A 13,003-nucleotide genomic window follows, 5' to 3' on the forward strand; every position below is an offset into this window, starting at 1 on the left:
CAATGACGACGACCAATAGTACACCTAAAATTATGGCGCTCACTACGCATAGCATCTTTTTTGATGCCTATGAAACAGCAAGCGACACACTGACTACGCAAAAGAAAATATGGGCATTAGCCCAATATTGCCAAAGCAGTGATGACTTTGTTGATGTAGTCCCTGCCAATAATAATTTAACGCTTTATCTAAAAGAGCCTGCTAAACTTGCTGGTTGGCTGCCACGATTACTTGAACAATGGCACGAACTTAAAGCCACTGACTTTAACTCACGTCATCATAAACTTGCGACTCGTTATGGTGGTGAATATGGGCCTGATATAGCGCATGTTGCTAAACATCATAATCTGTCTGTTGATGATGTTGCTCAAATGCACAGTAGTGCCAAATACCACGTACTATTTTTAGGCTTTAAACCCGGTTTTGCTTATTTAGATGGTTTAAATCCACAACTTTACACACCTCGCCATGCCAAACCTAGGCTCTCTGTTCCAAAAGGCTCTGTTGCTATCGGCGGCGATCAAACCGGTATTTACCCTGAAAGCTCCCCTGGTGGCTGGCAAATTATAGGTCATACAGATTTTCGTCTGTTTGATATCAATGCAGCCTCGCCTTGTGCTATTGAACCCGGTGATACTTTAGAGTTTGTTATTCAGGAGGTGTTAAAATGATCACTATCATCAAACCTGGCATGCAAATGTCTATACAAGATCAAGGCCGCACAGGCTCTCGCCATTTAGGCATTGGTCAATCAGGGTGTATAGACCCTTACGCTCAAGTTATTACAAACCGTTTAGTTGGCAACGACGACAACAACCCCGTTATTGAGATCACTTTGGGTCTGGCCGAAATTCAGTTCGATAACGATTACTACATTGCTCTGCACGGCACTGATATGAAAGCCACAGTGAATGGCAACCCTGTTGATCCTGGCTGGAGCTTTTACATCAAAAAAGGCGATGTGTTAAAGTTTAATGCGGCGCGTCATGGTTTTAGAAGCTACCTTGCTATTGGCGGCGAGTGGCATTTACCTGAGCCCATTTTAGATTCTTACTCAACAGATATATTAGCGGGTTTTGGTGGCTTAACCGGTCAAGCACTACAGGCTGGCGATAGTTTTGATATAACGCCAAGGTACAATACCAAAATTGGCTTAGGCGCCATGCTACCACCTAAAAGTACACAAATTCGTATTCATGCTGCACCACATGCAGCACTGTTACCAAAAGACACCATCGTTAACTTTATAAATCATTCTTGGCATGTATCGCCTAATAGTAACCGCATGGGCACAAGACTATTAAGTGATGAGTGTGATATCAGCCATGATGTTTCATTACCCTCTATGGCTGTTGCTCCTGGCTGTATTCAGCTTCCGCCAAACGGTGAACCCATAGTGCTATTGAACGATGCGCAAACAACGGGGGGTTATCCATTGCTCGGCACCGTGATCGAAGCCGATCTTCGTCACTTTGCACAATTAAAACCCGGCGATTTCCTTCACTTTAAGTTTGTTACACTCAACGAAGCCCACGAGGCACAAGAAAAGCTAACTGCGCACTTAAATCAACTTGCGATAGCGCTAAACTATATTAATAAATAGCGTTAATTTATTGGTGTTTAAAAAGTGAGCAAAGAAAGTCTTTGCTCGCGTTGCCTTCATGGCTTGTCTATACATTTAAAAAGGTAAAAACCCTACGCATTCCTTTGCACCAAAGCTGTGCAGAAAATGTAGTAACAAAAGCCTTTATTACAGACTCATTATCATCCAATTTGCACAAATCAAGCATTTAAACAGCTCACCCTTTAACCACTTACCCCATACTGGTGCAAAGAGGTAATTGCGGGTGCATATTTTATTCTCAATTAATTAAAAAACCTGTGTGACTTAGGTAATTATTTCTGTTAAAACAAACATTCGCAGTTATATAAATTCTGTTAACTGCGCACATATTTGGAATGAGGAGTCACTATGTGTTCAATTTTTGGGGTATTAGATATTAAATCTGATCCCGCTCAATTGCGTAGCCAAGCAATTGAGATGTCAAAACTATTAAGGCACCGCGGGCCAGATTGGTCTGGCGTGTATTCATCAGATAAAGCTATTTTAGTGCACGAGCGTCTAGCGATTGTTGGCGTATCAAGTGGTGCACAGCCTTTGTACAACCCTGAGCGTACAAATATTCTTGCTGTTAACGGTGAAATTTATAACCACAAAGAGCTCGCTGCTAGCTTAGAAACTGATTTTACTTTTCAAACTCAGTCAGACTGTGAAGTGATTTTGGCTTTATATAAACAAAAAGGCCCTGAGTTTTTAGATGATTTAAATGGTATTTTTGCGTTTTGTTTATACGACGAAGAGCAAGATGCTTACTTAATTGGTCGTGACCATATCGGGATTATTCCGCTTTATACGGGTCATGATGAGCATGGTAACTTTTATGTTGCCTCAGAATTAAAAGCACTTTCGCCAATTTGTAAACATATTGAAGAGTTCCCTCCGGGTCATTTCTTGTGGAGCAAAGATGGTCAACTTCGTAAGTACTACAGCCGTGATTGGCAAAGCTATGATGCAGTAAAAGACAACGAAGCAAAAGCGAGCGATGTTAAAGAAGGCCTAGAAGCAGCTGTTAAACGTCAATTAATGTGTGACGTTCCATATGGCGTTCTATTATCTGGTGGTTTAGATTCTTCTGTAATTTCAGCTATCACACAGCGTTTTGCTGCAAAACGTATCGAAGATAATGACGAGTCTGATGCTTGGTGGCCAAAACTGCATTCATTCTCTGTGGGTCTTGAAGGTTCACCCGATTTAGCAGCTGCGCAAAAAGTAGCTGATATGATTGGTACGGTTCACCACCCTATTCACTTTACTATTCAAGAAGGTATTGATGCCCTACGTGAAGTGATTTATCACATCGAAACGTACGATGTAACCACTATTCGTGCCTCAACACCGATGTATTTAATGGCGCGCCAAATTAAAGCCATGGGTATTAAAATGGTGTTGTCAGGTGAAGGTGCAGATGAACTATTTGGTGGTTACCTTTATTTCCACAAAGCACCAAATGCGCAAGAGTTCCACGAAGAGCTTAACCGTAAAGTCTCTAAACTACACATGTTCGACTGCTTGCGTGCTAATAAATCAATGGCAGCATGGGGCGTTGAAGCGCGTGTGCCATTCCTAGATAAAGAATTTGTTGACGTAGCAATGCGTATCAACCCAGAAGCGAAGATGTGTAAAGACGGTAAAATCGAAAAACACATTATTCGTGAAGCGTTCGACGGTTATCTACCAGACGACGTGCTTTGGCGTCAAAAAGAACAGTTCTCTGATGGCGTAGGCTATAACTGGATTGATACTTTAAAAGAGTATGTGAACGAACAAGTTAGCGATCAAGACCTTGCTAATGCTAAATACAAATACCCGATCAATACGCCTGATTCTAAAGAAGCGTATTTCTATCGTAGTATTTTCGAAGAGCACTTCCCTGGTGATGCCGCTGCGAAATGTGTTCCGCATGGCAAATCAGTTGCTTGTTCTACTCCTGAAGCACTTGCTTGGGATGCATCATTCCAAAACAATGCTGATCCTTCAGGTCGTGCTGCTGGCGTTCATAACGACGCTTACAAAAAATAGCAATTTTGTGCTGCAAGCCCCGTGTTTGCAGCACTTTCCTCTCAATTGAAATAATTTGCTTTGAAATAATACTGTCATCAAATTATTCCATTCCCGACCCAATTTGTTCACAATTCCAACAAAAAACGTAAAAAACTGCATTTATTCGGCTGTTTAGGGACAAAACCATTTACATTTTTTTTCGAACTCCTACACTAAAGACTAGACTTTGGTACAAATTTAGTTCGTCTACAAACTAATTTTAAGTTTTACACGTAAAAAGAGTATTAGTTGAACTTGTGCCATCCGGCCGTTTAGCTTTCTGCTAGATATAACTACAACAAGAGGTATTCATGAGCGAACATCATGATAAGTACAGTATCGACAATACCGACTACACCGTCGGTCAGGACAATGTACAAAAATGGGGTTTTGATGTGCATAACCCTGTATTTGGCATTAGTGCTGGTTTAATTGCCCTATTCTTAGTGGCAACACTTATTTCAGATGCTGAAACAGCAAAAACAACCCTGAATGGTATTAAGAACGACATTATTAATAACTTTGATGGCTTTTTTATGTGGTCAGCAAACTTATTCGTATTGTTTTGCTTAGCGTTGATTGTTTCACCATACGGTAATATCCGCCTTGGTGGTAAAGAAGCGCGTCCAACTCACTCTCGTATTTCTTGGCTTGCAATGTTATTTGCTGCAGGTATGGGTATAGGCCTAATGTTCTGGGGCGTCGCCGAGCCTGTTGCCTATTTTACAGGTTGGTACGAAACACCACTCGGTGTTGAAGCAAACACGCCAGAAGCTGCCAAACTGGCAATGGGTGCAACTATGTTCCATTGGGGTTTACACCCATGGGCAATTTACGCGGTTGTTTCGCTTTCTCTCGCATTCTTTTGCTATAACAAAGGTTTGCCGTTATCTATTCGTTCAATTTTTTACCCTATTTTAGGTGACAAAGCGTGGGGCTGGCCTGGCCACCTTATTGATATTCTAGCTGTACTTGCCACTCTATTCGGCCTTGCAACGTCTCTTGGTTTAGGCGCGCAACAAGCTGCTGCAGGTATTAACCATGTATTTGGTACTGATAGCGGAATTGGCTTACAAATTGGCGTTATTGTAGGTGTTACATTACTTGCTGTTATTTCTGTTGTTCGCGGTATCGACGGCGGTGTAAAACTACTTAGTAACGTAAACATGCTTATTGCTTTTGTATTACTTGTATTTGTTGCACTTGTTGGTTTTTCTGCAGCATTTGGTAACCTACCTAATACAGTTATGGGTTATGTTGAAAACATTATTCCACTAAGTAACCCACATGGTCGTGTAGATGAAACATGGATGCATGGCTGGACTGTATTCTACTGGGCTTGGTGGATTTCATGGTCACCGTTTGTTGGTATGTTCATTGCGCGCGTATCTGAAGGCCGCACAATCCGTGAGTTCTTAATTGCTGTATTACTAGTTCCTACTGTTGTGACTATCTTCTGGATGTCAATTTATGGTGGTATCGCGATTGAACAAGTTATTGATAAAGTGGGTGTACTAGGTGAAAAAGGCTTAACTGATGTACCACTGGCTATGTTCCAAATGTTTGAAGCCCTGCCAATGTCACAAGTGCTTTCATTCATTGCAATTGTGCTAGTACTCGTGTTCTTTATTACGTCATCTGACTCAGGGTCATTAGTAATCGACTCAATCACTGCAGGTGGTAAAGTTGACGCGCCAGTGCCACAACGTATCTTTTGGGCAACAATCGAGGGCGCTATTGCAGCTGCACTTGTTTGGATTGGTGGCACACAAGCAATCGAGGCCTTACAAGCCGGCGCCGTATCTACGGGCTTGCCGTTTACCTTTGTATTGCTATTAATGTGTGTGAGTTTACTCCTAGGTTTACGAACAGAACCAAGACACTAAACACGCCTTTAAATAATAAAAAACGCCGCATTTTTGCGGCGTTTTTTATTTATAAGCTTTGCTCAATTAATTTAAATTACCCAGCAAAAACCGTGCTACGAGCGCTATATGAGTAATTCGCTTAGCGGCGTATCAGGGCGGTAATGATAAGCTATTTGCGCTTGTAGCAGCTCTGCGGTGGCTGTGGCGTCATTAAGTGCATTGTGGTTTTGATACGCAGGTAACGAATAACGAATGCGAGAGTCAGCTAAACGCACAGAATCAATCTTAGAATTAAACAATCGCCCAAGTAACCCCTGCTTTGCTTTAAGTGCACGCGTTTCCAGATCAAGCGTGTCTATAACAGCAAATTCAAGCCCTTCACCTAAGCGTGCTTGCAACGCTTGATATAAAAAGTGCCGTTCAATGGGAGCAAAATGAACCACAATCACTTTGCCTTTTAATGCTGCTAACAATGGCTCCATAATTGTTGAAAAGTCTGGTGCATCGCTCACTTCTGAGTGAGTTATACCATGAATAACAATCGACTCTTCAGCAAGCTTGCGCCTTGGTTGAACAATCCAATGTTGGCTATCTTTACAAAAAATACGCTTAGTATTGAATGGGATTAAACCAACACTGACTATATCGTCATTTTGATAATTTAGACCGGTTGTCTCAAAATCAAGTGCTACTAAGGGAACATCGCTAATTGGCGTGTTTAAATCACAAATAGCTGATTCATAAAACGCTTGAATCAGCGGCTGTTTGCTCTGTGCTAATAACTGCTGATACCGAGTCGGCCAATCAAGTTTTGCGCCTTGTTTTGCCATTACTTCATCCCAGTGTTAGCAGAGTATCTGAATTTTAGGAAATTCTGCGCTTTATCTAAAATCGCAAACGCTTCTTTAAGGTTTCGCTGTTCAAAAGGAGAAAGTAAATGAGGCTCTAAGTCGTTATCTGGCGCTTCATCAAGCTTTTCTATTTGCCACGCTTGGTGTCTTATTCTGATCATGGCAATGTACTCTAGGGCATCTCGTAAATCTTGTGCTTTACCTTCAGGAAGTAGTTTAGCTTCGATAATATCTTCTAAACGCTCGAATGAATTTTGTTTACGACTGCCTATCGCTAATGCATGCACACGTATTACGTCAGATAAAGGTGCAGTACCGCGGCGTTTTAAGTTCATAGAGCGCTTGTGTTGGCCATTATGCTCTAACACAAAGTCTTTAAAGAAACCTAAAGGCGGTGTTCTGTTACGTGCGTTAGCGGCGAGGTTAGCTAAGAAACGCTTATTCTTGCGCCCTTCTGTTGCGATAAAGCGTTTGAGCTCATCGGCCCATTTGTTTTTACCGTAAACACCGTCTAAATCAAAAAAGATCGAGCTATGTAATAAAGCCTGCGGTTTAGGTTCGGCCATCCAACCTGCAAATTGTTCTTTCCACTGCTCGCGTGTTAAACGCCACTTTTTAAATGACGCCATAATTTCACCTTCACAGTACTTATAGCCACATTCAGCTAAACCATCACAAACAAAATCAGCCAAATTCTGAAAATACTCGTCATGTAATTCCTCGTTAAAACTATTATCAAGGATGATGGCATTATCTTGGTCGGTCACAATTAATTGCTCATCCCGAGCCATTGAACCTAAAGCGATGAAGCAATAAGGAACCGGCGGTGGGCCAAACTTTTCTTCAGCTAAATCGAGTAAGCGCTGTTTGAAGGTTCGGCCTATAACAGCCATTGCGGTACCAATCATGTGAGAATTAGCATCTTCGTTAACCATGCGTACAAAGACATTAGGTAGCTGCCTTGCATAGTGAGCTAAATCTTCAACAGATTGCTGCGCTAAAATGCCGCGTACTAACAATAAGCTACTTTGCGACTCGTAGCGTAAAATATCCGATAACGAAATAACGCCAATCGGCTTTTTCTTAACGACTACAGGCAGGTGGTGAATGTTATCTCTGAGCATTGCAAGCACGGCTTCAAACACATAGGCATTGCTATCAAGCAATACTAAGTCTTTTTGCATTATTTGCGCGGCTGGCGCTTCGTAACTTAAGCCTTCAGCAATAACACTGGTACGTAAGTCACGGTCGGTAATGATGCCAACTACTTGGCCGTCGTCGTCATCAGGATCGTCACTGATTGGTTTATCTGCATCAGTCACTAGTACAGACGATACCGACTCTTGCGTCATCAATTGCGCAACCATTTGCACAGAGGCATCTTTTGCCACAGTGACAACATCACGATGAAGAAGCGACTTAACCTTGGCGGTTGTTAAATCGTTGCTGTCTGCCTGTTCAACAATTGCTTGGTGAAGGCGCACATTACCATCGGCTTCAAAAAAATCAGCAAATGTTTCGTATTCGTCGCAGTATTGATTAAACAACTCAACATTAATGCAATAAACTAAGGTGTCTTCGAGTGCCTTTGCCGGAAAGCGTACTTTGCGGTTCATCAGAAGACCCATTTGTCCAAAAATGCCACCGATAGTTAAACGGTTGTATAAATCACCATCACGACGATATATCTCTACAGCACCTGTTCGAATAACAAATAAATCAGCAATATCCTCGCCATAATTTAGTATTTCAGTGCCTGCGCGAAAATAAGCGATTTCGACTTGTGTAGCGAGTTTATTTACCGCCTCTTCAGGAAGATCATCAAAAGGGGCATGATCAGAAAGAAATTGGGCTATATCGACGTGTTCGGCTTGCATACGCGTACCTAGTTTTAAACATTTGATTTAATTGTGAGGGTAATTGGCTATTTTTTCAAAGAAAAAATAGCCAATTAAGTAGGATTAAGCCTTTTCTAACTCTTCAGCCAGAAGTTTCGACTCATCACCTCTTGGTTTAGTAAAGCGGGCTAAACCTAGGTAAATAACAGGCGTTAGATATAGGGTAAATAACACCGCTAGTGCTAAACCGCCAAATACTACCCAACCAATGGCGTTACGAGCCTCAGCCCCTGCACCGGTAGATAAAATAAGTGGTAATGCACCCAATAAGGTTGAAACTAGCGTCATCGCAATTGGGCGAAGGCGCACTAGTGCGGCCTCTTCTACCGCCACTCTAACCGAGCGGCCTTGGTCACGTAATTGGTCGGCAAACTCCACCAGCAAGATGGCATTTTTAGCAATTAGACCAATCAGCATCACTAAACCAATTTGCGAGTAAATGTTTAATGATGTACCTGTTAGATACAGCGCTAGAATTGCAGATGTAATACCAAACGGTACTGTGATCATAACAACGATTGCACTATTCACACTTTCAAATTGTGCTGCCAATACCAGAAGAACAATTAAAAAGGCCAGAACATAGGTCACTAATACCTCATTGGCAGTTTCTTCAAAGGTTAATGCCTCACCTTTAAACGCCAAGCTGATTCCAGATGGCAGAGATTGCTTTGAAATATCACGAATTTTTGTAACCAGCTCAGCAATAGTTACGCCCTCAGGCATTTCCATGCTCAGTTCAATAGCACGGCGCTGCGCGTGGCGCTCAAGCTCAGCTGCAACACCTTCTTCTGTAATGGTTGCCACACTACTTAATGGCACTAACTGACCATTGCGGCCACCAACATACAAGTTAGCTAAATCGCTCGGGTTTGTGATGGTTTGGTTTTGTGCTTGCAACATAATCGGGATTGATTGGTCACCAATGTTTAAATCGGCAATATCATCACCATTGATTGCAGCGCGAAGTGTTACAGAGATATCACTGAGCGATACACCGAGCTCTTCAGCACGACGTCTATCAATATTGACCCGTAATTGTGGCTGTGACGGCTGATATGAAATACGCACAGGTGCCACTTCTGGCACTGCTTTTTCTATTTCAGCAGAAAAGTCTTGAGCGGCTTTAAATATCTCGAGGTAGTCTTGGCCCAATAAGGCAAGCTCAATACCACCGCCTTGACCACGCAAGTTCAAACTATTTGAACCACCAGGGTAACCAGCCGCACCAGGAATATTCCCTAAAGGCTCACGGATTTTATTGATAATTTCTTGCTGACTAAAATGACGTTCGTCCCAATGTTTAAGCGGCACAGTAATAAATACAATATTTGGATCCCACTGCCCAACCACAGTGTAAATAGACTCAATATCACCACTTTCAACATACGGCAGTAAGATATCTTCCATTTGCACCGCTTGTCTGTCCATAAAGTTCAAGCCAACACCATCTGGACCACGGGCAAAAATACGAATTTTACCGCGATCTTCTGTTGGTAATAACTCGTTATCTAAATTGAAATACAGTGCACTAGAGCCTGCAGCAACCAACAAACATGCAAAGAAGGTAAGCCATGCATGTTCAAGTACACCGTGTATTGTGCGCTTATAAACAGCAGCTAAAACATGGCCAACTTTTGCAAATGGATGAAAACCGCCCTGCTTTAATTTTAGTTTTGATGTCAGCGCAGGTACCAAAGACAGCGCTACAAAACTTGAAATGATAACAGCGCCAGCTAATACCCCACCAAACTCTCTAAATAGTCGCCCTGCTGTTGAAGGTAAAAAAGCGATAGGCACAAACACCGCAGCTAATACGGCGGTTGTTGCCACAACAGCAAAGAAAACTTCACGGGTACCAACCACTGCAGCTGCACGGCGACCAAGACCTAAGCCCCGCTGACGTTGTATGTTCTCACTTACCACAATGGCATCATCTACAATTAGGCCAGTAGCTAATACTAGTGCAAGCAAGGTAAGAATATTAATCGAGAAACCAAGTGCCCAAATAAGTGCTAAAGAGCCAATTAATGCAACAGGTATCGCAAATGCAGGAACCAGCGTTGCGCGCCATGAGCCAATAAACACCCACAGTGTGATCACCACTAGTAGCACGGTTAGTAACAAGGAGTTAATAACTTCATCAACTGAGCTTCTGATAAACTGCGCATCATCAGAGGTTAAAGTAAATTCCATTTCAGGAAAACGTACTCGCATACGCTCAATTAAAGTTAGCACTTCATCCGAAATTTCAATGGTATTAGATTGCGCCTGACGAATAATTTCCATGCCAATCACAGGTGTACCATTGAGCCTCACGAACGAACGCGGATCAGCTGGGCCAAAGTAAACAGCCGCAACATCGCCAATACGGGTATCGTCACGAACGATGATATCGGCTACTTGTTCTGCAGAGATTGACGTTGCATCAGCACGCACGATCACCTGTTGATCGCTTGATTTTAAACTACCCGCAGGCACATCAAAGGGAGCCTGACGAAGTACATTGGCAATATCTGGTACCGTAAGGTTAAAGCTGCTTAGCTTAAGTGGGTCGATGCGCACTCTAAGAACCCGTTCGCGGTCGCCATTTAAACGAACATCGGCAACACCAGGAATGGTTAAAAACTGCGGGGCTAAGTCAACATCAACACGCTCTGTCAACGCCTCAAGGGATAAGCTATCACTTGATACCGTTAACGATACAACCGCTTCGGCGTCGTTATCGGCTTTAATAATTGATACCCGTTCAACTTCTTCGGGTAATTCTCGCTGCACACGGGCTACCGATTCGCGTGTTTCGTTTGCAGCATCATCTAAATTAACACCGGGGCGAAACTCAACCACGATACGAGCATTGTTTTCTTCACTTTGCGCACGAATCGACTTTACACCACTTACCCTAGCAACCGCCCCTTCGAGCTTACTAGTTACTTCGGTATCTACGGTCTCCGGTGAACCACCAGGGAAAGACGCTGATACAGTAATACGTGGTCTATCAACATCAGGAAGCTCACGTACTTCAACCCCTGCTATTGCAGCAATACCGGCAATAATAATGAGTAAGTTAAGTACCACAATTAAAACAGGGCGACGTATCGCCATTGATGGTAAGTCTTCCATCATAGGTTGCTGTTTCATCATTACTCCTTGGCTAGCTGCACTTCATTGATGAAATTAAGCTCTTGATTAGGTCTTAGGCGCTGAACCCCTTCTGTCACCAATAAATCACCTTCGTTTAAACCACCAGAGACTAGTAAACGCCCTGCTAAACGCTGCTCAATTTTTACATCAACGCGAGTTGCTTTTTTATCGACGCTCTTCCATACGTAAGGACCTGCTGCTCCCCACATCATTGCAGCTTCGGGTACTACGGCAAGCTCTTCACCTAGAATATTTATGTGTACACGAAAGCTCATACCCGGCATAAATTGCTGGGCATTATTATCAAGTTTGGCTTTTGTTCTAAGAGTGCGGGTTTGCGCATTGATACGCGAATCAAGCTCTGCCACCTGAGCCGTGTAAGCTTTATCGCCTAACCAAGGCACCACTTCGACCGAAGATTTTTGTTTAAGCACTGAGATAGCGGCCTCTGGGGCATTGAAATTGATATAAAGCTCAGAAATATCATCGATAGTCGCAATGGCTGTTTGGGTTGTGATCCTATCGCCTACTTCGACGTCAGTTAAACCCATAACACCACTAAAAGGAGCACGAACTTCGCGGTCTTCACGCTCTGTTTTCGCTTGCATTAACTGGACTTTTGCAAGCTCATAAAGTGTTTTCGCATCATCTAAATCACTTTGTGGCACCGCACCACGAGCGTGGCTTTCTTCAAGCCTTTTCATGGTGCGCTCAGCATCTTTTAAAGTAATTTCGGCTTCGATCAACGCTGCTTTTTGTCTACGTGAATCAAGCTCTAATAGTAAGTCACCTTTGGCAACGTTATCGCCTGGTTTAAAGTAAACAGCGGTGACTCTGTCCCCAACGGCTGGGTAAAGAGTGACTGAGTGAATCGCTTCAGCATTACCCACTGCTTTTATCTGTTGTTTAGACTTTTCAACAGACACTGATTCTACAACTACATTAGCCGCCTCTGCGACGGAAACACAACTAATACAGGCAATTAAAGTCCATGTATGTAATTTGCCAATTGTCAAAATTTCACCTAAATAAGAATCGTTTTAATTGTTACGAAGTGTAACAGCTTTGTGATCAATAAAAAGCTGACTTCGTTTAATAAACAATTAGCCAAGGTGAAATAAACGCATACATCGCCTGTGTTTTCTAATTAGAAACGACAATGTGATGAATCGACCTCTTTTAAGTGTGCTTCGCTTGCTATGGTTACCTCTACACAATCAGATTGATTAGATAATTGTTCCTTTTGAATTAGTGTAAAACTACCTTCTTTCTCTGATCTTAATGAATACTCAAAAGCTTCATTACTACCTTCTGATATAGCAGTTACTAGGCCGCCAACAAGTGCCCCTGCAACTGCCCCTGCAATCATCTCTTCGTGGTTGCCATCTAGCTGATCAACAAAACCAATTGTAGAGCCTGCTGCTATACCCGTTTTAACGTTGGATGATAACTTAACCGGCTGAACCGATGTCACTTTTGCATAAAAGCGTTTAATCATCACATTTTGGTCGGCTCTATCTACCCCTTGTGTCGCGCAGCCACCTAAAAATAGTAAACCTAGCAGTAATTTATTCATTCTTT

At 42.6% G+C, this 13,003-nt stretch carries 9 protein-coding genes; 4 read left to right on the forward strand and 5 right to left on the reverse strand.

The window, feature by feature from the left end:
- Positions 1 to 2: 2 nt before the first annotated feature.
- The 4 genes from pxpB to NFU46_RS02035 all read left to right on the forward strand — a co-directional run bounded on the left by pxpB (position 3) and on the right by NFU46_RS02035 (position 5,547).
- Entirely contained in the window at positions 3 to 671 is a 669-nt protein-coding gene (pxpB, locus tag NFU46_RS02020; protein ID WP_251599205.1) for a 5-oxoprolinase subunit PxpB, read from the forward strand.
- Positions 668 to 1,603, forward strand: a complete 936-nt coding sequence (locus NFU46_RS02025) for a biotin-dependent carboxyltransferase family protein (protein ID WP_251599208.1) — start codon at positions 668 to 670, stop codon at positions 1,601 to 1,603. Before pxpB ends, NFU46_RS02025 begins: the two co-directional genes overlap by 4 nt.
- 369 nt (positions 1,604 to 1,972) lie before the next feature.
- Positions 1,973 to 3,640, forward strand: coding sequence for an asparagine synthase B (asnB, locus tag NFU46_RS02030; RefSeq protein WP_058585067.1), 1,668 nt, complete (start codon positions 1,973 to 1,975; stop codon positions 3,638 to 3,640).
- Between the two features lie 332 nt (positions 3,641 to 3,972).
- A complete protein-coding gene (locus NFU46_RS02035) occupies positions 3,973 to 5,547 on the forward strand; it encodes a BCCT family transporter (protein ID WP_251599212.1) in 1,575 nt (524 codons plus the stop codon).
- A 104-nt stretch (positions 5,548 to 5,651) separates the two neighbouring features.
- On the opposite strand, the gene NFU46_RS02040 is transcribed toward NFU46_RS02035, so the two are convergent.
- The 5 genes from NFU46_RS02040 to NFU46_RS02060 all read right to left on the reverse strand — a co-directional run bounded on the left by NFU46_RS02040 (position 5,652) and on the right by NFU46_RS02060 (position 12,998).
- Complete coding sequence (locus NFU46_RS02040; protein WP_175078355.1) at positions 5,652 to 6,359, reverse strand: 3'-5' exonuclease; 708 nt, start codon at positions 6,357 to 6,359, stop codon at positions 5,652 to 5,654.
- A complete protein-coding gene (locus tag NFU46_RS02045; RefSeq protein ID WP_175078356.1) occupies positions 6,359 to 8,257 on the reverse strand; it encodes a DUF294 nucleotidyltransferase-like domain-containing protein in 1,899 nt (632 codons plus the stop codon). Before NFU46_RS02045 ends, NFU46_RS02040 begins: the two co-directional genes overlap by 1 nt.
- Before the next feature lie 84 nt (positions 8,258 to 8,341).
- Entirely contained in the window at positions 8,342 to 11,419 is a 3,078-nt protein-coding gene (locus tag NFU46_RS02050; RefSeq protein ID WP_251599215.1) for an efflux RND transporter permease subunit, read from the reverse strand.
- Positions 11,420 to 11,421: 2 nt separating this feature from the next.
- A complete protein-coding gene (locus NFU46_RS02055; RefSeq protein WP_405030577.1) occupies positions 11,422 to 12,438 on the reverse strand; it encodes an efflux RND transporter periplasmic adaptor subunit in 1,017 nt (338 codons plus the stop codon).
- 131 nt (positions 12,439 to 12,569) lie between these two features.
- Positions 12,570 to 12,998 (reverse strand): hypothetical protein, encoded by a 429-nt coding sequence (locus NFU46_RS02060; RefSeq protein ID WP_251599218.1) that lies wholly within the window; start codon positions 12,996 to 12,998, stop codon positions 12,570 to 12,572.
- Positions 12,999 to 13,003: the final 5 nt, after the last annotated feature.

Origin of the sequence: Pseudoalteromonas sp. NCCP-2140, assembly GCF_023708065.1 — a bacterium.
Taxonomy (GTDB): domain Bacteria; phylum Pseudomonadota; class Gammaproteobacteria; order Enterobacterales; family Alteromonadaceae; genus Pseudoalteromonas.